The 27,000-nt window shown below is 72.9% G+C and carries 23 protein-coding genes; 16 read left to right on the top strand and 7 right to left on the bottom strand.

Annotated elements, in window-relative coordinates:
- Positions 1–6 precede the first annotated feature (6 nt).
- From ACXN5W_RS18095 to ACXN5W_RS18030, 14 genes are all read left to right on the top strand, one after another.
- On the top strand, positions 7–792 hold the full coding sequence (locus tag ACXN5W_RS18095) for a GNAT family N-acetyltransferase (protein WP_473159486.1): 786 nt from the start codon (positions 7–9) through the stop codon (positions 790–792).
- Positions 792–1,733: a lysophospholipid acyltransferase family protein gene (locus ACXN5W_RS18090; protein WP_473159485.1), complete on the top strand. Its 942-nt coding sequence runs from the start codon at positions 792–794 to the stop codon at positions 1,731–1,733. The genes ACXN5W_RS18095 and ACXN5W_RS18090 overlap by 1 nt, the downstream gene beginning before the upstream one ends.
- A complete protein-coding gene (locus ACXN5W_RS18085) occupies positions 1,690–2,634 on the top strand; it encodes a DUF4097 family beta strand repeat-containing protein (protein WP_473159484.1) in 945 nt (314 codons plus the stop codon). The genes ACXN5W_RS18090 and ACXN5W_RS18085 overlap by 44 nt, the downstream gene beginning before the upstream one ends.
- Positions 2,631–3,389 carry a PadR family transcriptional regulator gene (locus ACXN5W_RS18080; RefSeq protein WP_473159483.1) on the top strand — a complete coding sequence of 253 codons (759 nt, stop codon included), beginning with the start codon at positions 2,631–2,633 and terminating at the stop codon, positions 3,387–3,389. Before ACXN5W_RS18085 ends, ACXN5W_RS18080 begins: the two co-directional genes overlap by 4 nt.
- Before the next feature lie 337 nt (positions 3,390–3,726).
- Entirely contained in the window at positions 3,727–4,428 is a 702-nt protein-coding gene (locus tag ACXN5W_RS18075; protein WP_473159482.1) for a response regulator transcription factor, read from the top strand.
- The gene (locus tag ACXN5W_RS18070) at positions 4,425–5,987 is read left to right on the top strand and encodes a sensor histidine kinase (protein WP_473159481.1); all 1,563 of its coding nucleotides are present in this window, start codon (positions 4,425–4,427) and stop codon (positions 5,985–5,987) included. The genes ACXN5W_RS18075 and ACXN5W_RS18070 overlap by 4 nt, the downstream gene beginning before the upstream one ends.
- 51 nt (positions 5,988–6,038) lie before the next feature.
- Positions 6,039–7,766 (top strand): S1C family serine protease, encoded by a 1,728-nt coding sequence (locus tag ACXN5W_RS18065; protein WP_473159480.1) that lies wholly within the window; start codon positions 6,039–6,041, stop codon positions 7,764–7,766.
- Between the two features lie 170 nt (positions 7,767–7,936).
- Complete coding sequence (locus ACXN5W_RS18060) at positions 7,937–8,611, top strand: BON domain-containing protein (protein WP_473159479.1); 675 nt, start codon at positions 7,937–7,939, stop codon at positions 8,609–8,611.
- A 144-nt stretch (positions 8,612–8,755) separates the two neighbouring features.
- On the top strand, positions 8,756–9,811 hold the full coding sequence (locus ACXN5W_RS18055; RefSeq protein ID WP_473159512.1) for a glycosyltransferase family 4 protein: 1,056 nt from the start codon (positions 8,756–8,758) through the stop codon (positions 9,809–9,811).
- Positions 9,812–9,902: 91 nt separating this feature from the next.
- Positions 9,903–10,736, top strand: a complete 834-nt coding sequence (locus tag ACXN5W_RS18050; RefSeq protein ID WP_473159478.1) for a patatin-like phospholipase family protein — start codon at positions 9,903–9,905, stop codon at positions 10,734–10,736.
- Complete coding sequence (locus ACXN5W_RS18045) at positions 10,736–11,758, top strand: 1-acyl-sn-glycerol-3-phosphate acyltransferase (RefSeq protein ID WP_473159477.1); 1,023 nt, start codon at positions 10,736–10,738, stop codon at positions 11,756–11,758. The genes ACXN5W_RS18050 and ACXN5W_RS18045 overlap by 1 nt, the downstream gene beginning before the upstream one ends.
- A gap of 10 nt (positions 11,759–11,768) precedes the next feature.
- Positions 11,769–12,116, top strand: a complete 348-nt coding sequence (cutA, locus tag ACXN5W_RS18040) for a divalent-cation tolerance protein CutA (RefSeq protein WP_473159476.1) — start codon at positions 11,769–11,771, stop codon at positions 12,114–12,116.
- 134 nt (positions 12,117–12,250) lie between these two features.
- Positions 12,251–13,312 (top strand): fatty acid desaturase family protein, encoded by a 1,062-nt coding sequence (locus ACXN5W_RS18035; protein ID WP_473159475.1) that lies wholly within the window; start codon positions 12,251–12,253, stop codon positions 13,310–13,312.
- Between the two features lie 103 nt (positions 13,313–13,415).
- Entirely contained in the window at positions 13,416–14,558 is a 1,143-nt protein-coding gene (locus ACXN5W_RS18030; protein ID WP_473159474.1) for an FHA domain-containing protein, read from the top strand.
- An 85-nt stretch (positions 14,559–14,643) separates the two neighbouring features.
- Here ACXN5W_RS18030 and rocD read toward each other — a convergent pair whose 3' ends face one another.
- The 3 genes from rocD to ACXN5W_RS18015 all read right to left on the bottom strand — a co-directional run bounded on the left by rocD (position 14,644) and on the right by ACXN5W_RS18015 (position 17,926).
- Entirely contained in the window at positions 14,644–15,861 is a 1,218-nt protein-coding gene (rocD, locus tag ACXN5W_RS18025) for an ornithine--oxo-acid transaminase (RefSeq protein ID WP_473159473.1), read from the bottom strand.
- Positions 15,861–16,718 carry a dimethylargininase gene (gene ddaH, locus ACXN5W_RS18020; protein WP_473159472.1) on the bottom strand — a complete coding sequence of 286 codons (858 nt, stop codon included), beginning with the start codon at positions 16,716–16,718 and terminating at the stop codon, positions 15,861–15,863. The genes rocD and ddaH overlap by 1 nt, the downstream gene beginning before the upstream one ends.
- 308 nt (positions 16,719–17,026) lie before the next feature.
- On the bottom strand, positions 17,027–17,926 hold the full coding sequence (locus tag ACXN5W_RS18015; RefSeq protein ID WP_473159471.1) for a DUF308 domain-containing protein: 900 nt from the start codon (positions 17,924–17,926) through the stop codon (positions 17,027–17,029).
- A gap of 294 nt (positions 17,927–18,220) precedes the next feature.
- Between ACXN5W_RS18015 and ACXN5W_RS18010 the strand changes: the two genes are divergently transcribed.
- Positions 18,221–19,099, top strand: a complete 879-nt coding sequence (locus ACXN5W_RS18010) for an Fpg/Nei family DNA glycosylase (RefSeq protein WP_473159470.1) — start codon at positions 18,221–18,223, stop codon at positions 19,097–19,099.
- Here the strand turns inward: ACXN5W_RS18010 and ACXN5W_RS18005 are convergent.
- From ACXN5W_RS18005 to ACXN5W_RS17990, 4 genes are all read right to left on the bottom strand, one after another.
- Positions 19,065–19,676: a DUF1707 SHOCT-like domain-containing protein gene (locus ACXN5W_RS18005; RefSeq protein WP_473159469.1), complete on the bottom strand. Its 612-nt coding sequence runs from the start codon at positions 19,674–19,676 to the stop codon at positions 19,065–19,067. The genes ACXN5W_RS18010 and ACXN5W_RS18005 overlap by 35 nt on opposite strands.
- Positions 19,677–19,687: 11 nt before the next feature.
- On the bottom strand, positions 19,688–20,629 hold the full coding sequence (locus tag ACXN5W_RS18000) for a DUF72 domain-containing protein (protein ID WP_473159468.1): 942 nt from the start codon (positions 20,627–20,629) through the stop codon (positions 19,688–19,690).
- A gap of 140 nt (positions 20,630–20,769) precedes the next feature.
- The gene (locus ACXN5W_RS17995; RefSeq protein WP_473159467.1) at positions 20,770–22,143 is read right to left on the bottom strand and encodes an FAD-dependent oxidoreductase; all 1,374 of its coding nucleotides are present in this window, start codon (positions 22,141–22,143) and stop codon (positions 20,770–20,772) included.
- A gap of 33 nt (positions 22,144–22,176) precedes the next feature.
- Positions 22,177–23,316 (bottom strand): carboxylate-amine ligase, encoded by a 1,140-nt coding sequence (locus ACXN5W_RS17990; RefSeq protein ID WP_473159466.1) that lies wholly within the window; start codon positions 23,314–23,316, stop codon positions 22,177–22,179.
- A gap of 199 nt (positions 23,317–23,515) precedes the next feature.
- Between ACXN5W_RS17990 and lysX the strand changes: the two genes are divergently transcribed.
- Positions 23,516–26,998, top strand: a complete 3,483-nt coding sequence (gene lysX, locus ACXN5W_RS17985; protein ID WP_473159465.1) for a bifunctional lysylphosphatidylglycerol synthetase/lysine--tRNA ligase LysX — start codon at positions 23,516–23,518, stop codon at positions 26,996–26,998.
- Positions 26,999–27,000 lie beyond the last annotated feature (2 nt).

The raw sequence follows: 27,000 nt of genomic DNA, 5'->3' as shown, positions 1-27,000 counted from the left end.
GGACCCATGGCAGTTCTGCTCTCCGCCGACGCACCCGCCGGCACCAGCGGTTACACCCTGCTGATCGCCGACGACGCCACCCAGGTCGCCGCCGCACAGCGGCTGCGGCACCAGGTCTTCGCCGACGAACTGGGCGCCCGGCTCGACACCCACACGGTCGGGCTGGACGTCGATGATCTCGATGCGTACTGCGACCACCTGCTCGTCCGGGACGACCGTACCGGCCGGGTGGTCGGGACGTACCGGATGCTCCCGCCGGACCGGTCGAAGGCCGCCGGCCGGCGGTACGGCGACAGCGAGTTCGACCTGTCCGCCCTCGACCCGCTCCAGGACCAACTGGTGGAGATCGGCCGCTCGTGCGTCGACCCCGAGTACCGGTCCGGCGCGGTGATCAACCTGATGTGGGCCGGCATCGCCCGCTACCTGCACCTTAAGGGTCTGCGCTGGCTCGGCGGCTGCGCCTCGGTGCCGCTGGAGGACGGCGGGGCGACCGCCGCCGGGGTCTGGTCACAGGTCTCGGCCCGGCACCTCGCGCCGCCGCCGATGCGGGTCCGTCCGCACCGGCCCTGGCTGGGTGAACCGGCCGCCGGGCCCGCGCTGGCGGCCCACGCGGCCGGCGGGGCACCCCGGGTGGCCGTACCGCCGCTGCTGCGCGGGTATCTGCGGTTGGGCGCCTGGGTCTGCGGCGAGCCGGCCTACGATCCGGCCTTCGGCTGCGCGGACCTGTACGTCCTGCTGAGCCTGGACCGGATGCACCCGCGCTACCGCCGGCACTTCCTCGGCGAGTCGTGATGACCGTCGCGATGGTGAATCCGCTCTGGCATCCCCGGCCGGAATGCGGACCGGGTTGTCTCGCCGGGAGCGGTGACCAGGTCGGTGTGGCCCGCCGCGCCGGTCGGCTCGCCGGGCTGCTCGTCGTGCTGGCGCTGAGCCCGCTCCTGCTGCCGGTGCTCCCGCTGCTCGGCCCGGCCGGTCGGGCCCGGGTCGGCCGGTACTGGGCGCGATCGATCCTGCGCGCGTTGGGGATCCGGCTGCGGATCGGCGGGGTCGCCCGCCCGCCGGCGCGGCGGGCCCTGGTGGTCGCCAACCACACGTCCTGGTTGGACGTGCTGGCCGTGCTGGCGGTGACGCCCACCCGGATGGTGGCCAAGCGCGAGGTGCGGGCCTGGCCGCTGGTCGGCCCGTTGGCCGCCGCGGCCGGCACGATCTTCATCGACCGGTCCCGGCCGCGGACGCTGCCGGGAACCGTGCGTGAGGTGGCGGCGGCACTGCGGGCCGGCGGGGTGGTCACGGCCTTCCCGGAGGGTACGACGTGGTGCGGCCTGCCCCGGGCCGGCGCGTGTCCGGGCTCCGGTCGGTTCCGGCCGGCGCTGTTCCAGGCCGCGCTCGACGCGCGGGCCACGGTGGTGCCGCTGACCATCGGCTACCGCACCGGTTCGGGGGCGACCGGCACGACCGCTGCCGCGTTCCTCGGCGAGGAGAGCCTGGCCGTGTCGTTGCGCCGGGTGCTCGCCGTACCCGATCTGGTGGTCTCGGTGACCGTGGCGCCGGCGCTGCATCCGGCGGACGCCGACCGCCGCGACCTGGCCCGGATCGCCGAGTTGGCCACCCGGTCCTCCCGGCGGGGTGCGTGGCGCAGTCGCGATGTATCGCGTTATCGTGGGCGCGAACTCGTGAGGGAGAGCGCCCATGCCCCGCTGGACGATCGACGGTCCGCGCCGGCTCACGCTTGACGAGCCGGTCGACCGGCTGGACGTCTCGCTGATCTCCGGCCGGTTGGCGGTGGTGGGCACCGAGGGACCCGGGCGGGTCGAGGTCACCCGGTGCGACCGGACCAGCCTCGCCGTCGAGGTCCGGGACGGTCGCCTCTGCGTCCAGCAGGCCCGACCGCCACACTGGCCGAGCGTGCTGTGGTGGTTGCTCACCGCCGGTTGGCGGTTCCGGGTCCAGGTGTCGGTGGCCGTCCCGCCGGACACCCCGGCCAACCTGCGCCTGGTGGACGGCTCGGCGGTGGTCTCCGGTCTGCGTACGGACACCCGGGTCGAGATCACCACGGGTCAGCTGACCCTGATGGGGCTCACCGGTCGCACCACGGCCCGGCTCGTGTCCGGTCCCGTCGAGGCGTTGGGCGTCGGCGGCGACCTGAGCATGGAGACGGTCTCCGGTGAACTGGTGCTGGCCGCCGGGGCGGCCGAACGGGTGCACGCCACCACCCAGTCCGGCTCGATCACCTGCGACCTGGACAACCCACGACGCGGCGAGGTCCGGCTGGCGACCACGTCCGGCAGCGTGACCGTGCGGGTACGCGAGGACAGTGACCTGGCCGTTCACCTGCACACCACATCGGGCCGGATCACCAGCGCCTTCCCCGAGGTCGTCCCAGGGGACGGGCCCAGCTGGTCCCGGGATGCCCAGGGAGTGCTGGGTGCGGGCACGGGCAAACTCTGGGCCACCTCGGTCTCCGGCAGCGTCGACCTGCTGGCGCGCCCGGTGGACGACGAGGACGGGCCGGTGGACGACGAGGACGGTTCGGCGGACGACGCGAACGGTTCGGTGTACCGGATGGGCGAGCCGGATCCCCCGATCGACCGGGCGGGCGGGGTCGACCGGGCGGACGGGGCGGACGTGTCATGACGCCGGTGTTCGGCCACGGCCGGCTCCGGCTCTATCTGCTCAAGCTCCTGGCCGAGGGACCGAAGCACGGCTACGAGCTGATCCGGTTGCTGGAGGACCGGTTCCTCGGCCTGTACGCGCCGAGCGCCGGGACCATCTATCCCCGGCTGCAACGGATGGAGGCGGAGGGCCTGGTCGGCCACACCGCGGCCGGCGGGCGAAAGACGTACCGGATCACCGAGGACGGCCGGGCGGAGCTGCGTCAGCGGGCCGACGAGGTGGCCGCGTTGGAGTCGGACATCCGGGACTCGGTGGCGGATCTGGCCGGGCTGGCCCGGGACATCCGGTCCGAGGTCAGCGACTCCGTGCGCGACCTCAAACGCGAGCTGCGGTCGGCCGCCCGGGAATCCCGCGCGGGTCATCGGGGGCCGGCCGGTACGGCGTGGCCCCGGTCGGCGCCCAGGCCCGGCCCGGCCGGTGCCCCGCGACCGGCGGATGACCCGGCCGGGTCCGACCCGTCGGGGTCCGGCCCGCTCCGGCCTGGCCCGTCGGGGTACGACCCGCCCCGGCCTGGCCCAGCGGACGGTCCGCCCCGGCAGGGCCCGGGGCGGCATGACCCGGCGGATCCCGCCACCCTGCTCGACCGCAAGCTCGCCGAGTTCGCGGCCGAGGCGATGGCGTTGATCCGCGCGCAACGGCTCACCGATGCCCAGTCGCGGACGGCGATCCGGATCCTGGACGGCGCGCTCGACGGGCTGCGCCGGCTGTTCCGCTGATCCGGCCGCTCGCTGGGTCCGTTGCCCCGTATCGCGCCGGTCGGGCGTTGCCAGTTACGTTGAGTAACGCTGGCCGAGGGAAACGCCGTTCGGGGTCGATGTCTCAGGGCTTACCGGTCCGGGTCGCTGATGTCCGGGACGGGACAGGAGAGGGCGGGGCGGGGGCGGGGGCGGGTTTCGGATCCGGTGGCCGTGAGACGTGGCTTGGCCGAGCGGGAGCCGGGCAGGGTACGGAGGCGTTGGGGTGGATCGTCGCGGTCTCGCCCGGTGACGCGCGTACAGGGTTTTTTCAGGCACCGTCCAGCCGGCCCGCAGGGCGGCGGCGGATGATGGCGCCATGGCCGCACCGCAGACCGAGGCGAGACTGCTCGTCGTCGAGGACGACCCGAACATCCTCGAACTGCTATCCGCCAGCCTGCGCTTCGCGGGCTTCGACGTGGCGACCGCGACCAGCGGCAGCGCCGCGGTCACCGCCGCCCGGGACCGGCGCCCCGATCTGGTGGTCCTGGACGTGATGCTGCCGGACCTGGACGGGTTCGAGGTCATCCGGATCATGCGCGAGGGCGGGACCCGGACCCCGGTGGTCTTCCTGACCGCCCGGGACGCGACCGACGACAAGATCCGTGGGCTGACCCTGGGCGGCGACGACTACGTGACCAAGCCGTTCAGCCTGGAGGAGTTGACCGCTCGGATCCGCGCGGTGTTGCGGCGGACCGCCAGCGGTGAGCCGCCCACCGCCCGGCTGACCTTCGCCGACCTGGAGTTGGACGAGGAGACCCACGAGGTCCACCGGGGCGGCCAACGGGTGCAGCTTTCGCCGACCGAGTTCAAGCTGCTGCGGTACCTCATGCTCAACGCCAACCGGGTGCTGTCCAAGGCGCAGATCCTCGACCACGTCTGGAACTACGACTTCCGGGGCGATGACAACATCGTCGAGTCGTACATCTCCTACCTGCGGCGCAAGGTCGACAACAGCGAGCCACGGTTGATCCACACGCTGCGCGGCGTCGGGTACGTGTTGCGCAAGCCGGCGGCGTGACCGGCTCGTTCGCCCTGAAGGGTCGGATCCGGGGCGTCCCGCTACGGGTCAAACTGGTGGCGGCGGTGCTGGCCCTGGTCACCGCCGCGCTGCTGGTGATCAGCGTGACCACGGCGTACTTCCTGCACAACTACCTCATCGGCCAGATCGACGGGGAGCTGCGGGAGGCCGCCAACTCGATCCGTACCCTCTCCGGCCTGCCGGTGAATTCGACGTACTACCCGCCCACGGACTACGTCGTCGCCGTGCTGGACCCGGGCAGCGGGCAGGTGACGCCGCTCTACGACGCGAAGCGCTACTCGACCGCCGACCTGCCCAACCTGCCCACCTCGGAGCAGGAGTTCGCCAACCGGCTCGACAAGCCCTTCTCGGAGCGTGCGCGCGGTTCCACCCTGCGGTGGCGGATGGTCTACCTGCGTCTGAACAACGGGCAGGTGGCGGTGGTCGGGCAGAACCTCAGCGATGTCGACCTCGCCGTCCGGCAACTGCTCTGGATCGACGTACTGGTCGGGGGCGGGGTGCTGATCCTGCTGGCCTCGGTGGGTGCCGGGATCGTGCGGACCAGCCTGCGTCCGTTGGTCGACATCGAGCGGACCGCCGCGGCCATCGCGGGCGGCGACCTGACCCGGCGGATCCCGGACCCGGAGCACGGGGTGCCGCAGCCGACCTCCGAACTGGGCCGGCTGTCCCGGGCGCTGAACACCATGCTGAGTCAGATCGAGGCCGCGTTCACCGCGCGCGCGGCCTCGGAGACCGCCGCCCGGCACGCCGAGTCGGCGGCCCGGGACGCGGCCGTGGCCGCGCAGGCGTCCGAGGCGCGGGCCCGGCGCTCCGAGGAGCGGATGCGGCAGTTCATCGCGGACGCGTCGCACGAGTTGCGTACGCCGTTGACCTCGATCCGCGGCTTCGCCGAGCTGTACCGGCAGGGTGCGGCCCGGGAGCCGGAGCAGACGGCCGGTCTGCTGCGCCGGATCGAGGACGAGGCGGCCCGGATGGGACTGCTGGTCGAGGACCTGTTGCTGCTGGCCCGGCTGGACCGGGAACGTCCCATCTCGCTGGCGCCGGTCGAACTGCCGGTGCTCGCGGCCGACACCGTGCAGGCGGCCCAGGTCGTCGCCCCGGACCGGCAGATCACCCTGGAGGTCGAACCAGGCTCGGGGGACCTGTTGGTGCTCGGCGACGACGCCCGGCTGCGGCAGGTGCTGACGAACCTGATGACCAACGCGCTGAACCACACGACGCCGGAGGCCAAGATCACCGTACGGTTGCGGGCCGAGACCGGTAACCTCGCCGTGGTCGAGGTGGCCGACACCGGTGCGGGGCTCTCCGCCGAGCAGGCCGAGCGGGTCTTCGAACGCTTCTACCGGGCGGACACCGCCCGGACCCGCCGGCCCGACGGCAACACCGGCACCGGGCTCGGCCTGGCCATCGTGGCCGCTCTGGTGGCCGCCCACCACGGGACCGTCGAGGTGTTGCCGACCCCGGGTGGCGGGGCGACCTTCCGGGTACGACTGCCCCGGCTGCCCGACGATCCGCCCGACGACGACGCTCACAGCTAACCCCCAGTCCGATTACAGTTGCGCCGCAGTCCGAAGGGGCAAAGTGAAGACATGACCGAGCGCGAGAACGAACCGCAGCGGCCGCCGGCCAACGCCGACGCCGAGCCGTCGCACCCAACCGCCGAGCTGCCCCGCGCCGAGCGCGGCGAGTCCAGCTCCGTCCCCCCGTACGGCAGCACCACCGCCGGTCAGCCGGCGACTCCGGTGTCCGGTACCGACCACTCCGGTACCGACCACTTCGGTACTGGCCAGTCCGGTACCGACCACCCCGGTGCCGGCCAGTCCGGTGCCCCCGTGTCCGGTTCCGGCGCCCCTGCCGACCGGCCGGCCGGTTACCCCAGCTACGCCGCTGGTCCCGCTGGCCCCGCTGGTCCCGGTGCCCCCGCCGGCTACGCCGGTGCTGGTGGCCCGGCCGGCTATGCCGGTGCTGGTGGCCCGGCCGGCTATGCCGGTCCCGGTGGCCCCGCTGACCGGTCCACGACGCCCGGCGGCCAGCCGTCCGGCCCCTACCCGGCCGGCCTCGGCGGCCACCAGTACAACCCGTGGCAGGCGCCGGGGCAGCACTCGCAGCACCCGCAGCAGCCCGGCTGGTCCGGCCCCGCCGGCTACCCCGCCCCCGGTGCCGGCGGTACGCCCCCGCCGCAGTACCCCGGATCCGACCTGCCCGCCTGGGCCCACGGTCAGCCGACCGGTGCGCCCGGGTCCCGTCCCCCGAGCCGGGCCGGCCGGTACGTCGCGGTGGCGGCGGTGGCACTGGCCCTGATGGCCGGTTCGGGCATCGCCGGCGGTGTGGTGGCGCTCGCGGTCGACCACGGCGGCCCGACGGTCACCAAGACGTACTCGGCGGCGCCCGTGATCAGCCAGAACGACCTGCCGAAGATCGCCGCCAAGGTGCAGAACAGCGTGGTTTCGATCACCACGCAGAACGGCGAGGGCTCCGGCGTGGTCCTCACCGCCGACGGCTACATCCTGACGAACAACCACGTCGTGGCCAGCGCCACCGGTGACACCGTCAAGGTCATCTTCGCCGACGGCAAGAACGCCACCGCCAAGATCATCGGTACCGATCCCAAGAGCGACCTCGCCGTGATCAAGGCGTCCGGGGTCTCCGGCCTCGCCGCCGCCACCTTCGGAGACAGCGACAGCACGCAGGTCGGCGACACGGTGCTGGCGCTCGGCAGCCCGCTCGGCCTGGAGGGCTCGGTCACCGCCGGCATCATCAGCGCGCGGGACCGGACCATCCGGGCCAGCGACCAGGGCGAGCAGCAGGAGAACCCGTTCCAGCAGCAGCAACAGCAGGGCGGCAGCACGATCTCCGGCCTGCTCCAGACCGACGCGCCGATCAACCCCGGGAACTCCGGTGGCGCCCTGGTCAACACCAGGGGCGAGGTGATCGGCATCAACAGCGCGATCGCCACCTCCGGGCAGGGCAACGGCAACATCGGGCTGGGCTTCGCGATCCCGAGCAACAAGGCCAAGTCGGTGGCCGAGGCGCTGCGCAGCGGTCAGAAGGTCAGCCACCCGTCGCTCGGGGTCAGCGTGGGGGCGGCCGAGAACGGCGGAGCGCTGGTCAGCACGGTCGTACCGGGCAGCCCGGCCGAAAAGGCCGGACTCCGGCAGGGTGACGTGATCACGAAGTTCGGGGACACGGAGATCAAGGACTCCAACGACCTCGTCGCGGCCGTGCAGGCCGGCAAGGTGGGCGATCAGGTCCAGATCGCCTTCAGCCGAAATGGTGCCCAGCAGAATGCAACCGTGACGCTCGCCGAGTCGTCATAACCACGGACCTTCCGGATAGGCGGCGGGTGTCCTGGCCAAGGGGGTTGGTCAGGACACCCGCCGCCGCCGTTCTCCCCGGGTTTCCGGCCTTCATCCGCTGCGGGCGAGGGTGACTCACCCCGCCGGCGCCGACGATGGCGGCAGGAGCAAGGAGCCGGGGAGGAGCGGCGATGACCACGGCGATCATCCGGGACGACGTCGAGATCCAGCGGGCCGTGCTGGCGGAACTGGGCTGGGAGGCCCGGGTGCAACCCAACGAGGTGGGGGTGTCGGTCGCCGGCGGCGTCGTGACGCTCACCGGCTGGGTGGACAGCTACGCGAAGAAGTGGGCCGCCGAGCGCACCGCCCACCGGTTGCGCGGCGTGCGTGCCGTCGCGAACGACATCGAGGTACGCCTGCCCGGCGCCGACGAGCGGCTCGATCCGGACATCGCCACGGCCGCCACCAGGGCACTTGAGTGGGATGCGTTCGTACCGATCGAGAACCTTGACGTCACCGTCTCCAACGGCTGGGTGATGCTGCGCGGCGAGGTGGAGTGGGGTTACCAGAAACGCGCGGCGGAGCGGGCCGTCCGGCGCCTCGCCGGGGTCCGTGGGGTGACCAACCTGGTGGCCGTCCGTCCCAGGTCCCAGCCGGTCCCCGAGCACATCCGGCGGGACATCCGGAACGCGCTGGTGCGCAGCATGGAGACCGACGCCGACGGCATCGTCGTCCGGGTCGAGGACGACACCGTCGTGCTCACCGGCACCGTCCACTCCTGGTTGGAACGGGAGGAGGCGGAGCGGGTGGCGTGGTCGGCACCGGGGGTCGCGGCCGTCGAGGACCACATCACGGTGGCCGCCTGATCCCTCGAGCCGCGCCCCGCGGCCTTCGAGCGGATGCGTCAGCGCCCGGAGCTGCGCTGGGCGGTCAGCGAGGCGATTGGGAGGCTGGTCGTGAGTGAGGTCGGATCTGATCCGGTACGTCCGTCGGACCCGCTGCGGATCGCCATGGTCGTGCCGCCGTGGTACGAGCTGCCCCCGCCCGGTTACGGCGGACTCGAGCAGGTCTGCGCGGCTCTGGTCGACGCGCTGGTGGCCCGTGGGCACGACGTGACCCTGTTCGGCGCGGGTGCCCGGACCGGCACGCGGGCCAGGTTCGTCGCGTCGATGCCGCGCCCCGGGGAGGACCGGATCGGGCAGATCCTGCCCGAGATGGCGCACCTCGCCCGGGTCGACCACCTGCTCGCCGCCGAGCCGTTCGACGTGGTGCACGACCACACGACGGCCGGGCCGATCTTCGCGACCCGCCGGACGGTGCCGACGGTGGCGACCGTACACAATCGACCCACGGGTGAACTGGCCGACGTGCTGGCCGACGTGGACCGCTCGGTCGGTCTGGTGGCGATCTCGCACGCCCAGCGCCAGCTCCGCCCCGGGCTGCCGTGGACGGCCACCGTACACAACGGACTGGTCCGGGACCTGCCGGCGAAGGCGCGGCCCGGCACCGGACCGGTGCTGTGGCTCGGCCGGTACGTCCCGGACAAGGGCCCCGACCTGGCCATTCACGCCTGCCGGGCGGCCGGGTTGTCGCTGGTGCTGGCCGGCAAGTGCAACGAGCCCGTCGAGCAGGAGTACCTGCGGGACGTGATCGAGCCACTCATCGGGCCGGACGTGACCCTGTTGCGCAACGCCGACCGCGCCACCTGCCAGGAGTTGCTGCTCGCCGCCCGTTGTCTGATCATGCCGATCCGCTGGGAGGAACCGTTCGGCATGGTGATGCTGGAGGCCATGGCGACCGGAACCCCGGTGGTCGCGCTCAACCGGGGCGCCGTGCCCGAACTGGTCAACCATGGCGAGACCGGACTGATCTGCGACGACCCCGTGGATCTGGCGCCGGCGTTGCGGGACGTGGCCGCGATCGATCCGGCGGCCTGCGTCGCGCACGTCCGGCGCTGCTTCTCGGCGGAGCGGATGGCCGAGGGGTACGAGCGGGTCTACCGGCACTGGGCCGTCGAGTCGCAGCCGCACCCCACCCGTTCGAAACTCGTACCGGCGCCGCACTGACCGCCCGGCCGCCGAGTCGGGTCCCTCGGCCCACCGGCGGGCGGCGGGGAGCAGCGACGGGACAGCGGCGGCGCCGTGCCAGGATGGGGGCATGATGGCTGGCCCGGTGGCGTTCGTGCTCGGTGGCGGCGGGGTGCTGGGCGCCGTGGAGGTCGGGATGCTGCGCGCGCTGTTCCGCGCCGGCATCCGGCCCGAACTGGTCATCGGCACCTCGATCGGGGCGGTGAACGGCGCCCTGGTCGCCGCCGACCCCACCGAAGCGGTCACCGACCGGCTGGTCCGGCTCTGGTCCTCGCCGGAGGCGAGCGAGGTGTACGGCGACTCGGTGGCCCGCCAGCTGCGCCGGTTCGCCGCCCGTACCCACCTGCACTCGCCGGTGCCACTGCGCCGGCTGTTGGAGAGCGAGCTGGGTGCCGAGCGCACCTTCGCCGACCTGAAGGTCCCGTTCCGGTGCTGTGCCGCGAACATCGAACGGGCCGCCGAGCACTGGTTCGACAGCGGTCCGCTGGTCGACGCGGTGCTCGCCTCCGCGTCCGTGCCGGGGCTGCTGCCACCCATGCAGATCGATGGAAGCCACTACATCGATGGCGGGATCGTGAACTCGATCCCGATCAGCGAGGCGGTGCTGGCCGGGGCGCGGCGGATCTACGTGCTCCAGGTGGGGCGGATCGAGCGACCACTCAGCCCACCGCGCCGGCCGTGGGAGATCGCCCAGGTGGCGTTCGAGATCGCCCGCCGGCACCGGTTCGCCCGGGAGATGGCGGCGCTGCCGCCCGGCGTGGAGGTCCACGTGCTGCCGACCGGTGGGCTCGATCCGCGGGACGACTCGCCGTGGGCGTACCGGGACCTGGCGGCGGTGGGCCGGCGGATCAGCCGGGCCTACACGGCGTCGCGGCACTACCTGGACTCGCTCGGGGACGGGTGATGCCGCTGCCACCCCGCTGGGTGCGCCGCGTCGTGCTGGCCCCCGCGGTGGTCCTGCTCGCGGCGCTGCTCGCCGGGACCCTCCCGGTGTGGCTGCTACTGGCCGCCGCCATCTCACCGCTGGTGCCCGGCCGGTTACGGCCGCTGCGACTGCTGTGGCTGGCCACCGTGTACGTCGTCTGGGACGCCGCGGCGGTCCTGGCCCTGTTCATCCTCTGGCTCGCCTCCGGGTTCGGCCGGCACAAGCGGTCACCGGCCTTCCAACGGGCGCACTACGTACTGGTCGGGCAGTTCCTCACCGCGCTGTTCTGGCAGGCCCGGTGGGCGTTGCGGCTGCGGATCGAGGTGGTGGGCACCGATCCGGATACGGCCCTGCCCGGCCGGCCCGAGATGGTGCTCAGCCGGCACGCCGGGCCCGGTGACTCGTTCATCCTCATCCACGCCCTGGTGAACTGGTTCGCCCGGGAGCCGCGGATCGTGCTGAAGGACACCCTCCAATGGGATCCGGCCGTGGACGTGATGCTCAACCGGCTGCCCAACCGGTTCATCGCCGCACACCCCGGCCCCACCGACCCGCTGGCCGACCAGGTCGGTCACCTCGCCACCGGCCTGGACCACAACGACGCCCTGGTCATCTTCCCGGAGGGCGGCAACTTCACCCCGCGCCGCCGGATCCGGGCCATCGCCCGGTTGCGTACCCGGGGCCTGGAGGCGATGGCCGTACGCGCCGAGGCGATGCGGAACGTCCTCGCACCGCGCCCCGGCGGCGTGCTGGCGGCCCTGGACGCCGCCCCCGACGCCGGGGTCATCTTCGTGGCGCACACCGGGCTGGACCGGTTGATCACCGTCGCGGACGTCTGGCGGGAACTGCCGATGGACAAGGTCATCCTCATGCGGTTCTGGTCGGTGCCACCCGAGGAGATCCCGGCGGAGCGGCAGGAACGCATCGACTGGCTCTTCGAGTGGTGGTCCCGGATCGACGAATGGGTCGAGAACAACCGTCCGGGGGCCGTCGCGGCGTAGGGTGCCGGTCGTGAAGGAATTCAGCATCATCACCACGGTGGTGGACGCCCGCGCGGTGGCCGACCTGCTCGCCGCGGCGGCTGTCACCAGTCGGCTGGCGGCATGCGCCCAGGTCGGGGGCCAGGTGGACAGCACCTACTGGTGGGAGTCCCGGGTGGAGACCAGCCGCGAGTGGGTGGTGCGGTTCAAGACCGCCACGGACCGCGTCGACGCGCTGGTGGAGCACATCCGGGGCGCCCACCCGTACACCGTCCCGGAGATCGAGGTGGTCCTGGTCGGTTCCGGCAACCCCGACTACGCAGCCTGGGTGCACGAGCAGACCCGGCCGCCGGAGATCGGCCTGGGTGATCACGGGTAGGGGTGATCCCGGTAGGGCCTACCCCACCGGGGATGCGGGGGCACACGGGATTACTGACAGCGATCTTCGCCCGAAGACTGGGGGAGACGCCGATCCGTCCGGATGGGCGCCCACCACGGGCTTCGGGGGTAACAGTGACGGCTCAGGCTTTGGCGGCTCCCGCAGGGCGGCGGGGAAGTGACTACTCCGAGTTGTCCAGGCGAATCGACCGGGCCGGGCTGCTGAAGCGGCGTACCGCGCGGTACCTGCTGCCCGTGGTCGGGGCCGGCGGCTCGCTCGTGGCCGGTTGGGCGGTGTTCTTCGCCGTCGGCGACAGTTGGGCCCAACTGCTGGTGGCCGTGCTGCTCGCGGTCGGCACCACCCAGGTCGCCTTCCTGGGACACGACGCCGGCCACCGGCAGATGTTCCGCCGCCGGGGACCGGGCGAACTGGTCGGGCTGCTGGCCGGCAACCTCGCCGTCGGCCTCAGCTACGGCTGGTGGGTGGACAAGCACACCCGGCACCACGCCAACCCGAACCACGAGGACGAGGACCCGGACGTGGGCGCCGGAGCGCTGGTCTGGACCACCGAGCAGGCCGCCGCCACCAGGGGTTTCGGCCGCTGGCTGGCGCGTCGGCAGGCGTACCTGTTCTTTCCGATGCTGACCCTCGAAGGGCTGGCGCTGCACGTGGCGAGCCTGCGCGCGGTCTTCGGGCGCGGACCCGGCGGCGTCGGTCACCGCGTGCCGATGCGACACCGGCGGGCGGAGGCACTGCTCCTGCTGCTGCACCTGGCCGGCTACCTCGGCGCGGTGTTCACCGTGCTGTCCCCGGGGCGGGCGCTGGCCTTCGTGGCGGTCCACCAGGGGCTGTGGGGGTTGTACATGGGCTGCTCCTTCGCCCCGAACCACAAGGGCATGCCGATGCCGACCGCCGACGACCGGCTCGACTTCCTGCGCAAGCAGGTGCTCACCTCGCGCAACGTGCGTGGCGGCCGGTTCGTGGACGTACTGCTCGGCGGGCTGAACTACCAGATCGAACACCACCTGTTCCCGAGCATGCCCCGGGCCAACCTGCGCCGGGCGCAGCCGATCGTCCGGGCCTTCTGCGCCGAGCGGGGCATCCCGTACGAGCAGACCGGGCTGCTGGAGTCGTACCGGCTGGGGCTGCGGCACCTGCACACCGTCGGCGCCCCGCTGCGGCGCCGGGGCGAGTGAGCTGCGGCGCCGGGGCGAGTGACCGGCCGCCGGACGGCGCCGGTGGCGTTCCGCGCCGGCCGCGGCGGCGGCGGTAAGGTCTGCGCATGGCGGAGGAAGTGGCGTGAGGTTCGAGATCAGCAAGGTCCTCGACGCGATCGAGGGCCGGGTCACCACCGATCCCACCCTGGTGCGGGCGGTCGTCGACCTGGCCGAGCTGGTCCGGTTCACCGACCTGGACCGGGGACGCCCGGCGAGCATGCTGCGGCTGGGGATCGTCATCGACGCGCTCGGCCGGCAGTTGCAGGAGGACGGCGCCCAGGTCTACGCGGTGGTCCACCGGGGTCTGCTCTCGGACGCCGACCTGACCTCGAACGAGCGGATGGTGGTCCGGCGCTGGGCCGACGACGGCCTGGTCGAGGTGCTGGCCCACCCGGGAGACCGGCTGCTGGAGGTGGCCGACCTGCTCGGGCTGCCGCTGCTGACCCGTACCCGGTTCGACGGGTTGCGCGGCCGGTTCCCCTGGCTGAGCCAGCCGGGCCGGGTGCTCGCCCCGGTGGTCGGACCCGGCGGTCCCACCCTGGCGGCGCACGTGGGCAACACGGCCGTACCGGTTCCGCCCGTGCCGTCCCCGACCGGTGCCCGGCTGCTCGCCCGGATCTGGCGGTGCACCGAACCCGGCTGCGCGCTGTTCGGCGCCGGTGGCGGTGGCGGTGCCTTCGCGGACCTGGCCCGGGTGAGCCGTACCCCGATCAGCCAGCCGCCGCCCACGCTGCGCGGCAACGTACCGAGCTGTCCCCGGCACGAGCGGCCGTTGACGGACGCCGGTCCTCGACCGCGCTTCGTGATCATGGCGATCCGGATCGGCGGGCTGGTCCGCCGCCGCTTCGTGGTGTCCGACCGGCCGGTCCCGGTGGGCCGGGCCCCCGAGGGGGACGACGGGGTGATGCTCGGCCAGTGGCTCAACGACGAGGCCCGGCGGTGGATCAGCCGCAGCCACGTGGAGTTCGAGCTGCGCGGCGCCGAACTGGTCGCCCGGGACGTCAGCACCAACGGTTCGGGTATCCGCCCGGGCGGCTCGCTGGACGACGACCGGCGGCTGGCGCTGAGCCGGCAGCAGACCCGGGCCCTGGCCCCCGGCGACTTCGTGGAGCTCTACCCGGGCGTCCAGGTGGGCCGGGCCGCCGACCTGCCCTCGGGGGCGACCTTCGCCCCGGCGTCGGTGATGGCCGAGGCGCCCACCATGACGATGCGCCCGGTCGACTGACTGGGAGGTTAGGAAGGGCCCCTTGTTATCGCTTTTTGTATAACAAGGGGCCCTTCCTGACCGCGTTGTCAGCCTGACCGCGTGGTCAGCCGGCCAGCACGGCGGCGAGCTGGTCGACGGCGTGGTCCAGCTCCTCGGCGGTCACCACCAGCGGCGGCGCCAGCCGGATGGTCGAGCCGTGCGTGTCCTTGGCCAGGATGCCCCGCTCGGCCAGCCGCTCGCACGCCTGCCGGCCGGTCATCAGCGCCGGGTCGATGTCGATGCCGGCCCACAGGCCACGCCCGCGCACCGCGACCAGGCCCTTGCCGATCAGCCCGCGCAGCCGACCGTGCAGCCGTTCGCCCAGCTCCGCCGAACGGCGCTGGAACTCCCCGGTGGCCAGCAGTCGGACCACCTCGACGGCGACGGCACAGGCCAGCGGGTTCCCGCCGAACGTGGAGCCGTGCTGGCCGGGGCGCAGCACGCCGAGCACCTCCCGGTCGGCCACCACGGCCGACACCGGCACGATGCCACCGCCGAGCGCCTTGCCCAGGACGTACATGTCCGGCTTGACGTCCTCGTTGTCGCAGGCGAACGTCTCACCGGTACGGCCGAGCCCGGACTGGATCTCGTCGGCCACGAACAGCACGTTGCGTTCGGTACACAGCGACCGCACCCCCGGCAGGTACCCGACCGGCGGTACGACGACCCCCTGCTCGCCCTGGATCGGCTCGATCAACACGGCGACCGTGGTGTCGTCGACCGCCTCGGTCAGCGCGGCCAGGTCGCCGTACGGGACGATCCGGAAGCCCGGCGTGTACGGCCCGAAGTCGTCCCGAGCGTCCGGGTCGGTGGAGAAGCTGACGATGGTGGTGGTCCGACCGTGGAAGTTGCCGTCGGCGACCACGATCGTCGCCTGGCCGTCGGGGACACCCTTGACCCGGTAACCCCACTTGCGGGCCACCTTGATCGCCGTCTCCACAGCCTCGGCGCCGGTGTTCATCGGCAGCACCATGTCCTTGCCGCACAGCTCGGCCAACTCGTGGCAGAACTCGGCGAACTGGTCGTGGATGAAGGCGCGACTGGTCAGCGTCAGCCGGTCGAGCTGGGCGTGCGCCGCCGCGATCAGCTGCGGATGCCGGTGACCGAAGTTCAGTGCCGAGTAGCCGGCCAGGCAGTCCAGGTACCGCCGGCCGTCGACGTCGGTCAGCCAGGCGCCCTCGGCGGAGGCGATCACCACGGGCAGCGGGTGGTAGTTGTGCGCGGTCCAGCGCTCGGCGTCCGCCACCGCGGACGGGGTCCGCAACATGCCTTCGACGACCATCAGTTCGCCCTCTTCTCGCGTACGGTCAATGTGCAGCACTTCGGTCCACCGCCGGCCTTGCGCAGCTCGGACAGGTCGAGCCCGACGGTTTCGTACCCCCGGTCCCGCAGCGCCGCCGCCAGCCCGGTGGCCTGGACCGGCAGCACCACGTGCCGACCGTCGCTCACCGAGTTGAGCCCGAACACCACGGCGTCGGCCTCGGTCGCCAGGACCGCGTCCGGGAACAGCCGGCGCAGCACCGCGCGGCTGCCCGGGGAGAACGCCTCCGGCAGGTACGCGATGGTCCGCTCGTCCAGCACGCAGAGCGCGGTGTCCAGGTGGTAGAAACGCGGATCCACCAGTTGGAGACCGATCACCGGGCGGCCGAACACCTCCTGGAGCTGGCCGTGTGCCGCGTGCGCGGTCCGGAAGCCCATGCCGGCCAGCAGCAGATCGCCGGCCAGCAGGATGTCGCCCTCGCCCTCGTTCACGTGCTTCGGATCGTGGATCTCGAATCCGGCGCGTTCGAACCAGGCCCGGTACGCGGGCGCCTCGTCGGCCCGCTCCGGGTCGCGGAACTGCACCGCCATCGCCTTGCCGTCCACCACGGTCGCGCCGTTGGCCGCGAAGACCATGTCCGGCAGACCGGGTACCGGGTCGATCAGGTCGACGGTGTGGCCCAGATCGAGGTACGTCCGCCGCAGCGTCTCCCACTGCGCGACGGCGCGGGCGGCATCCACCGGCGCCGTCGGGTCCATCCAGGGGTTGATCGCGTACTCGACCGCGAAGTGTGTCGGCCGGCACATCAGGAAGTGCCGGCGTTCGGCCCGCCGGTCCGAGGGCGCCGGGCCGGACAGGTCCGTGGCGTCCAACGTCATCGCTGCTCCCAGGGAATCGGGCGCGCCCGGCCACGACCGGCTCGCGGGCTGGCGCCGTCCTCAACGCTATGCGGACCGGCACGGCCGTATCCACCGGCGAGACTTGCGTCGTACCGCCGATCGTTGCGTCTGGACCCCTGGTGGGCGACGGTTTGTTGCGGCCGGGCCTGGATCGGGCGACGGCCGGCACCGGCAGACACGCCTGAGGGGCGGCGAACCGCCGCCCCTCAATTTGCGCTACGCGGGTGAACCACCACTGCTCTCGCGCTCACCACCGGTGAACCACCGGCTGGTCGTACTAGTGCCCCTCAGAACCGGTCCACAAACTGTGTGTCAAGCCACTCCCGGAACCGCTGCACCCAGTCGCCGTCCGTGCTCGGCCAGGCGAACTGTCCGGTCATCGCCAGGATGCCGAGCACCACGGCGCCCAGCCCGAACACCAGGCCGAGCATCGCCTCGGTGGTGCCGGCCACATGCCGGCGCCGGGTCGCGGAGAGCCCGGCCACCCCGAGCAGCGCGCCGACCGCACCGAGCACCATGCCGTAGCCGGCCAGCGTCCCGGTGAGCACGAACAGCGCGGCGGCGACGCCGAGGATCAGGCTCGACGTGGCCAGCAGGCTGGCCCGGGGCCGGGGACCGCGGTCGACCACCACGTCGGGGTCCGGCGCCGGCCGGTCCAGGACATCCGGGCCGGTACGCCCGGTCTGGTCGGTCCGGTCGGTGACCGTTGCCCGGCCCGTTCGGTCGGGACTCTCGGTGACCGTTGTCCGGCCTGTCGCGTCGGTCCGGTCGGCCGTCGCGGTCGACCCGTTGGTCGCGGCCCGATCCGGGACGGCCGGGATGGTGCCGGTGTCGGTGCGGGAGGCGGATCGGGCGGCCGCCGCTCGGGCCGTCGCGGCCCGCTCAGCCGCACGCCGCTCCCGGTCGGCCCGGTCCGTGGTGCTGCGGGCCTCGCCCGCGCCCGCGCTGCGATACGTCGTCTGCTCGTCGGTCCGTTCGGTGACCACCGGCGCTCCGCCGACCGGCGGGGAGACCGGCGCCGTCGACGGCTCGGTCCGGCCGGCCGCGTCGAGCCGGCCATCCCGGCCGGCACCGTCGATGCCGTTGACGCTGTCGGTCCGGCCGGTGCCGTCGACCCGGCCGTCACCGTCGACGTCTCGGGCCGGCTCGGCCTCCCGACGTCGGGAGAGCGAGGGAATCCTGACCACAACACACCTCCTGGTACGCGCGGGCCAGGTCGTCTGGCGCCTACGCTGGGACGCCATCGGTTTACCCCGATGCGGGAGACGCCACACCCACTCGCGGCGGAGCCGCCCGAATGTGGCACAACCGAGCACATCCCCAACCTCGGCAGCGCCGCTCGCAAGATCAGCACAATGTCGGCGAAATAGGGGTGTCCATCGCCCTCGGATACCCCTATTCCGCCGATATTGAGTTGATCTGGGCATGGCGAGGGAGAGCCGAACGGGCGCAGGTGCCGGCCGCTGACTACGCTTGGCACCGTGCCCGAGGGACACACGATCCACCGGCTGGCGGCCCGACACCGGGAGCTGTTCGCCGGTGACAAGGTGCAGGTCAGCAGCCCGCAGGGCCGGTTCGCCGAGGGCGCCGCGCTGCTGTCCGGATCCGTGCTGGAGGACACCGAGGCGTACGGCAAGCACCTGCTGCACCACTACTCGGGCGGGCGCGTCCTGCACGTACACCTGGGGTTGTACGGTCGGTTCACCGACGGCGACGGCGGGCCGCCGGCGCCGGTGGGGCAGATCCGGCTCCGGTTGGCCAGCGACCGGCACTGGCTGGAGTTGCGCGGACCGACCGCGTGCGAGCTGCTGGACCCACCCGAGGTGGCGGCCCTGCGTGGCCGGCTCGGTCCCGATCCGCTGCGCGCCGACGCCGACCCGGAGCGCGGGTACGAGCGGATCGCCCGCAGCCCGACGCCGCTCGCGGCCCTGCTGCTGGATCAGTCGGTGGTGGCGGGCACCGGCCTGATCTTCGTCACCGAGGCGCTGTTCCGGGCCGGGTTGCCGCCGACGCTGCCGGGCCGGCAGCTGACCAGGGTCGGCTGGGACGCGCTGTGGGCGGATCTGCGTGCGCTGATGGCGCTCGCCGAGCGGCAGGGACGGATCGACACGGTTCGTGACGAGCACCTGCCCGAGGTCATGGGCCGGCCGCCCCGGGTCGACCGGCACGGCGGCGAGGTGTACGTCTACCGCCGCGCGGGCCAGCCCTGCCACGTCTGCGGCAGCGTGGTCGCGACCGGGACGCTGGCGGGCCGCAACATGTACTGGTGCCCGACGTGTCAACCGGCGGCCCGGCGGTCGCCGGGTCGCGGTCGCCGGCCTCCGGTCACCACCAGCGGCGCTTGGGTGGCCGGACGGTGACCGAGCCGAAGGCGACCCGGGCGCGTATCTCGACCACCGGCCCGCCCGGCTGCACCGAGCCGTGCAGCTTCGACTCCTTCGTGCCGAAGACGGCGCTGCCGGTGAGCCGCACGTCGATGCCCTCGGGTACGAACACGGTGATCGAGCCGAAGATCGCGGTCGCCTCGATCACCGTCACCGGCTGCTGAAGCTGGGCCTCCTGCAACTCGATGTGGCAGTCTCCGAACACCGATCTGGCCTGCACCCATCCGGGTACCGGCCAGCGTCCCTTGCGGGACTCGCTCGAGAAGATCGCGACCATCCGCTCGACCACCGGCGGCTGGGTGGCCGGCTGGTGGGCGACGGTCGGGAACGGCGCCACCTGGGGAGCTCCGGCAGGGCGCGGCACCGGCAGGTCCTCGGTCAGCTTCGCCAGCTCGCCCCGGGTCCGGGCGGAGTGCGCGTCGCTGGCCCGTTCGGCGTACTCGTCGAGGGTCAGCCGGCCCTCGGCGGCGGCCTGGCCGAGCAGCTCCACGACCTGCTCGCGTTCGGCGTCGGAGACCCGAAGCCGGTCCTCACCCTGCGGTTGCGGTTGCACGCTGGCAGAGTCTAGTGCCCACGTACCGGTAACCCGGTGTTCCTGCCCACTGCGCCGGCCCGCTGACGGGGGAGTTCGGGGGTCGGCCGGCCCAGCAACTCGGCCAGCCGGGTGGCGTCCCGCTGCGCCTGGTCGCCGCAGCAGTTGTTGAGCAGCACGTGAACCTCGGTGGTCCGGGTGGCCAGGTCGGTCAGCAGGTCGGCCCACTCGCGTAGTTCGGCGTCGGAGTAGGCGTACCGGAATTTTTCCTGTTTGTCCCCATCGGACCAGGCGGCGGCGTGGCCGTGGAAGCGGACCACCGCCGGTTCGGCGGTGGCGACCACCACCGGCGGGATGGACGACGGGTGTCCCTGCGGCATGTCGACGCAGACGAACGACAGATCGTGCTCGCGCAGGAAGGTCAGGGTGCGCAGCCCGTTGTCACCCTCGAACCAGGAGCCGTTGCGGACCTCGACGGCCACCCGGGCCGGCCGGCACCGCTGGGCGAGGTCGAGGATCCGGCGCCGGGACGCCTCGCCGTAGGCGAACCAGGGCGGGAACTGCAACAGCACCACGCCGAGCCGGTCGGCCGCCGCCAGCGGGTCGAGCGCCGTGTGGAATCGCCGCCACAATTCGTCGTACGCCTCGGCGGGCAGATCCCGGCGGCGGACCCGGCTGACGTTTCCGGCCGGACGCAGGTCGGCGGGGAGCGCGGCCACCGGGGTCGGGTGCCCGGTGAACAGGCTGAACGCCTTGACGTCGAAGGTGAAGCCGTCGGGGGTGCGTTCGGCCCACGCCGAGGTGGTCTCCGGCGCTGGGATGGCGTAGTAGCCGGTGTCCGCCTCGACCAGATCGAACCACTGCGCGTAGTACGCCAACCGGCCGGCGGGGGTGTTCACGGAGCGCGGATACCAGCCGGACGCCAGCAGCAGCCGGTCCGCCCACGAGGAGGTACCCACCCGGATGTCGCCCATGGTGGTCGATTGACCGGATTGAACGATCCGCAAACTACCTGAATGTAATTCCTTCCTCCGGGTGCGTCGGCGCCGCCCTTCGGGGCGCGTTAAGAAGGGGCCCTTCCTATACGAAAAGCGATAAGAAGGTGCCCTTCCTTTCAGGCGTGGTGGATCGCGTCGACGGCCTTGCGGGCGGCGATCAGCACCGGGTCCCAGACCGGGGCGTACGGCGGGGCGTAGCCGAGGTCCAGCCCGGTCATCTCGTCCACCGTCATGTAGTTCCACAGGGCCACCGCGAGGGCGTCGATCCGCTTCGCCGCCTCGGACCGGCCGACGATCTGCGCGCCGAGCAACTGGCCGCTGCGCTTGTCCGCGATCAGTTTGACGGTCATCGGCTGGGCGCCCGGAAAGTAGCCGGCCCGGTTCGTCGACTCGACGCGGATGCTGACGAACTGGTAGCCGGCGGCCTCGGCCTCCCGCTCCAGCAGCCCGGTCCGGGCCACCTCCAGGTCGCAGACCCGGGTCACGGCCGTGCCGATGACCCCCGGAAAGGTGGCGTAGCCACCGCCGATGTTCAGCCCGGCCACCCGACCCTGCTTGTTGGCGTGCGTGCCGAGCGGCACGTGCACGGGCTGGCCGGTGAGCCGGTGCACCGTCTCCACGCAGTCCCCGGCCGCCCAGACCCGGTCCATGCCGAGCACCCGCATCTGGAGGTCGACCCGGATGCCTCCGGTCACCCCGATCGGCAGCCCGGCTTCCGCGGCCATCCCGGTGTTCGGGCGGACGCCGGTGCTGAGCACCACGAGGTCGGTCGGCAGCGTCCCCTCGGTGCTCTCCACGGCGCGTACCCGGCCGTCCCGGACGGCGAGCCCGGTGACCGAGCAACCCGTGCGGACGTCGATCCCGAGCTTGGACAGCGAGTCCCGGACCAGCACGCCCATGTCCGGGTCGACGGTGGACATGGGCTGGTCGCCCTGCTCGACAAGGGTCACCGACAGGCCGCGTTGGATCATCGCCTCGGCCATCTCGACCCCGATGTACCCGCCGCCGACCACCACCGCCCGCTGGGGCGCCGGATCGGCGTCAAGCCAGCCGCGCAGCGCCGAACCGTCGTCGAGGGTCTGCACCCCGAAGATGCCCGCCGCGTCCGTCCGGGCCCACGGCGGCTTGCGGGGTTCCGCCCCGGCCGCGTACATCAGCTGGTCGAACCGCTCCCGGGTCTCCGCGCGGGTGTCCAGGTCCCGGACCAGCACCTCGCGCCGGTCCAGGTCGATGCCGACCACCTCGTGCCGCAGCCGTACGTCGATGGCGTACTCGTCGCGGAAGGTGGCCGGTTCGCGGGCGATCAGCGCCGACCGGTCGGTCACCAGACCACCGATCCAGTAGGGGATCCCGCAGGCGGAGTAGGACGTGAAGTGGCCCCGCTCGAAGGCGATGATCTCCAGTTCGTCGGCGCCGCGCTGGCGCCGCGCCTGGGAGGCCGCGGACATCCCGGCGGCGTCCCCGCCGATCACGATGAGCCGTTCCGTCATCCCCCGTGCCTCCTCGCCGCCCCGGCCAGCATCTTAGCCGCGGGTCTGCCGGGCCAGGTCATCGAGCACGTCGGAGAGTTGGCCGGTGTGGGCGAACACGGCCCGCTGCCGGGTCGCTCCGGTGCCGTGACTGTGCAGCTTGCCCAGCAGGTAGGTCACCAGGCCGAGGTCGCCGTGCCGTTCCAACTGCGGTCGCAGCCGGTCGAACAACTCCCGCAGCACGTGCCAGGCGGGCCGGACGTCGCCGGTGACCGGGTCCACGGCCTGCCCGTCCAGCCCGTCGTGCGCGGCCCGCCAGTGCGCGCCGACCAGCCGGTGGTGCTCGATCCGGGGCGCGGGCCGTCCGGCCTGGATGTCCTCCAGCGCCGCCGCGACGACGGCCCGGCACAGCGCCGCGATCAGGACCGTGTCGTCCAGCGACGGGCAGACGTCACCGATCCGGATCTCGACGGTCGGGTACCGCGCCGACAGTCGGGCGTACCAGTAGAGCATCCCGTCGTCGAGCATCATCCCGGTGGAGATCAGCTCCTCGACCAGCCGCTGGTAGTGGGCGTACGACTCCAGGTACGGCGTGGGCCCCACCGACGGCCAGCGCTCCCAGAGCATCGAGCGCCAGCTCGCGTACCCGGTGTCGACGCCCTCGTAGAACGGCGAGTTCGCGGTGGCGGCGTGCAGGATCGGCAGCCACGGTCGCAGGTGGTTGAGCACCTCGACGGCGAGGTCGGGCTCGCCGACCCCGACGTGTACGTGCATGCCGTTGGTGCCGGGGCTGGGCACCAGCAGGGTGAACCGGTCGACCATCTCGTGGTAGCGCGGGTTGTCCACCACCGGCGGCACGGGACCGGGCATCGGGCCGGTGCCCACGGCCAGCAGCCGGGCGCCGGCCGCCTCGGCCGCGTCGGACAGCCCGGCCCGTAGCAGGCCGAGGGAGTGCCGCAGCGCCGCCAGGTCGAGCCCCGGCGGGCTGCCGATCTCGACCTGGCTGGTCTGGAACTCCAGCTGGACCTGACCGGCCAGTTCCGGCGGTACGTGGTCGAGCACGGCGTGTACGGCCGGCGCCGCGGCACCGGTGGCCGGGTCCACCAGGAGGAACTCCTCCTCGACCCCCACCGTGAGCAGGTCCTGCTCGGGTGTCTCCGCGGGCCGGACCTGTTCGGCAACGCCTGGTGTCATCGCACACCGCCCGTCTGTGCTGTCGCTTCCACGCCGGTACGGACGCCCGTACCCGATGTCGGGATGTACCCCCGCGCGCGGGGGCCGGAAACGCGCCCCTGCGCGGGAGCGGTGCCGCCCTCTACCATGACCGGACGTAACCTCGATGCTGGTGACTCGCCAGCTTTGGCGTGAATTGTCCCATACGGGAGGGCCGGACGTGACGACGCTGACCCGGCGTGCCCCGGCCGAACCCCCGTCCCCGGACGCGACCCGGGCCGGGGCTCGGCGGCGTCGCACCCCGGCCGACCCCCCGCACCGGGGCTGGCGCCGACACGTACCGCGGGCCTTCGCGATCCTGCTGCGTACCGTGGCCATCCTCTGCGCGCTCGCCGCCATCAGCAGCGCCTTCCGCGCCGACGTGCAACCCGTCCGCCGGGCCATCGACGCGCTGCTCATCCCGGCACCGGCCAACCTCGCGTACGCCGTCTTCCTGGCCACCGTCGCGGCGGCGACCCGGCGCCGAAAGCGGGCCGCGTACTGGGCCCTGGTCGGTTACTTCTCGCTCAGCCTGCTCTTCGGCGCGTTCGCCGGCGGTCTGATCCTCACGGTGCCCGGCGAGGAACTGGTGGACGCGGCGGGCCGCCGGCTGTTCAGCGGCGTCGAGGTGGTCGGGGTGTGGGCCGGCACCGGCTTCGCGGCGCTGTCCCTGCTGGTGCTGGTGCTGGCCCGCAGCCAGTTCTACGCCCGGGTCAGGCCGGGCAGCGCCCGCCGGGCCGGCGCGGTCCTCGTCGGTCTCGTGCTGCTCTCGACCGGGCTGGGTTACCTGCTGCTCGCGGCGTTCCCGGGCAGCCTGCACGGGGCGTCCGAGCGGTTGGAGTACGCCGTCGAGCGGGTCCTCGGCGGCGCGATCACGGTGGATCTGACCCGGGCCGGTCACGCGCCGGGTTGGGTGAACCTGCTGCTCGGCCTGTTCGGCGCGATCGCCCTGCTCACCGCGCTGCGTACGCTGCTGCGCGCCCAGCGGGCCGCCGCCGTGCTGCGGCCCGAGGACGAACAGCGGATCCGGGTGCTGCTGGCCGAATGCGGCGAACGGGACTCACTCGGCTACTTCGCCACCCGGCGGGACAAGGCGGCGATCTTCTCGCCGAGCGGCAAGGCGGCGGTCACCTACCGGGTCGTCAACGGGGTGACGCTGGCCAGCGGTGACCCGTTGGGCGACCCGGAGGCGTGGCCACCGGCCATCGAGGCGTGGCTGGAGCAGGCCCGGGCGTACGCCTGGACGCCCGCGGTGATGGGCGCCAGCGAGGCCGGGGCCACCGCCTACGCCCGGTCCGGGCTCAAGGTGCTGCACCTCGGCGACGAGGCGATCCTGCTGACCCGCGAATACACCCTGGACGGTCCGGACCTGAAGCCGGTCCGCCAGGCCGTGCATCGGCTGGACCGCTCCGGCTGGACCGCCCGGGTACGCCGGCACCGCAACATCCCGGCCGACGAACTGGCCACGCTGGCCCGGCTGGCCACCGCGTGGCGGGACACCGAGAGCGAACGCGGCTTCTCGATGGCACTCGGCCGGCTCGGTGACCCGGCCGACGCCGAGTGTGTGCTCGTCGAGGCGTGTGACTCGGTCGGCACGGTCCGGGCGCTGCTGTCGTTCAGCCCGTGGGGACGTACCGGGCTCTCCCTCGACCTGATGCGCCGGGACCGCACGGCCGGCAACGGCACCATGGAGTTCATGGTGTCGGCGCTGATGGGCGCCGCGCCGGGGCTCGGCGTCGAGCGGGTGTCGCTGAACTTCGCGGTGTTCCGGGCCGTCTTCGAGGAGGGCGCCCGGATCGGCGCCGGGCCGGTGCTGCGGATGTGGCGGCACACCCTGCTGTTCTTCTCCCGCTGGTGGCAGCTTGAGTCGCTGTACCGGGCCAACGCCAAGTACCAGCCGCACTGGGCGCCCCGCTACATCTGCTTCGCCGAACGCCGGGAACTGGCCCGGGTCGGGCTCGCGTCGGCCATCGCCGAGGGCTTCGTGGCGCTGCCCGGCAGTCCCGCCACGCCGTTGCACGCCGGCCCGCTGCCCGGCAGCACCGTGGTGCGGTACGTCCCGCCGACCGCCGCCGAGGTCGAGCCGGTCCCGCCCGTCGCGCCGGTCCGGCCGGTCACCGAGCAGACCCGGGTACGCCTCGCCAAGCTGGACCGGCTGCGGGCCGCGGGCGTCGAACCGTACCCGGTGGGTTATCCACGGGCCGACGAGTGCGCCGCGGTGCTCGCCCGGCACCCGGCGTTGGCCGCGGACACCTGGACCGGGCAGATCGTCCGGGTCGCCGGACGGGTGCTGCTGACCCGCGACCACGGCCGGCTGTGCTTCGCGACGATCCGGGACTGGACCGGCGACCTCCAGCTCATGCTGGACGACGAGACCGACGGCGGGCTCGACCGGTGGCGGCGGGCCGTCGACATCGGCGACCACGTGGGGGTCACCGGCGAGGTCGGCACCACCCGCCGGGGCGAGCTGACCGTCCGGGTCCGGTCCTGGGAACTCACCGCGAAGTGTCTGCGCCCGCTGCCGGACAAGCACCACGGGCTGGCCGCCCCGGAGGCCCGGGTCCGGCAGCGCTACCTTGACCTGGCGGTCAACCCGGAGGCCCGCCGGCTGCTGCGGGCGCGCGGCGCGGTCCTGCACAGCCTGCGGGGATCACTGGTGTCCCGGGACTACCTGGAGGTGGAGACGCCGATCCTGCAACGGGTACACGGCGGCGCCAACGCCCGCCCGTTCAGCACGCACAGCAACGCGTACGACCTCACCCTGCACCTGCGGATCGCGCCGGAGCTGTACCTCAAGCGACTCGCCGTGGGCGGCGTCGAGCGGGTCTTCGAGCTGGGTCGGGCGTTCCGGAACGAGGGGGTGGACTTCTCGCACAACCCCGAGTTCACCGTGCTGGAGGCGTACCAGGCGTACGCCGACTACGACACCATGCTGACGCTGGCCCGCGAGCTGATCCAGGCAGCGGCGGTGGCGGTACACGGCTCGGCGCTGGCCCACCCGCCCCCGGGTGGCGGCCGCCCGGCGTCGGCGGCCTCGGGGGGCGTCCACCCGGCGTCGGCGGCCTCGGGGGGCGGCCACCCGGCGTCGGCGGGCTCGGGCGAGCCGGTCGACATCTCCGGTGAGTGGCCGGTGCGGACCGTGCACGAGGCGATCTCGGCGGCCCTCGGCGAACCGGTCACCCCGGACACCGACGCCGTCGCGCTGCGCAAGCTCTGCGACGCGGCAGGTGTCCCGTACGACCCCAGGTGGGGGGCCGGCGCGCTGCTGCTGGAGCTGTACGAGCGGCTGGTCGAGGCCCGGACCGAGGCGCCCACCTTCTACAAGGACTTCCCCACCGAGGTGTCCCCGCTGACCCGGGCGCACCGGACGGATCCCCGGCTGGCCGAGCGTTGGGATCTGGTCGCCTTCGGGATGGAGCTGGGCACGGCGTACTCGGAGCTGATCGACCCGCTGGAGCAGCGCCGCCGGCTCACCGAGCAGTCGCTGCTGGCCGCCGGCGGCGATCCGGAGGCGATGGAGCTGGACGAGGACTTCCTGACCGCGCTGGAGTACGCGATGCCGCCCACCGGGGGCCTGGGACTCGGGGTGGACCGGCTGGTGATGCTGCTCACCGGCCGCTCGATCCGGGAAACCCTGCCGTTCCCCTTCGTCCGCGACGCCTGAAA

The organism is Plantactinospora sp. A48 (assembly GCF_055793945.1).
This window is presented reverse-complemented; position numbering and strand designations above follow the sequence as displayed.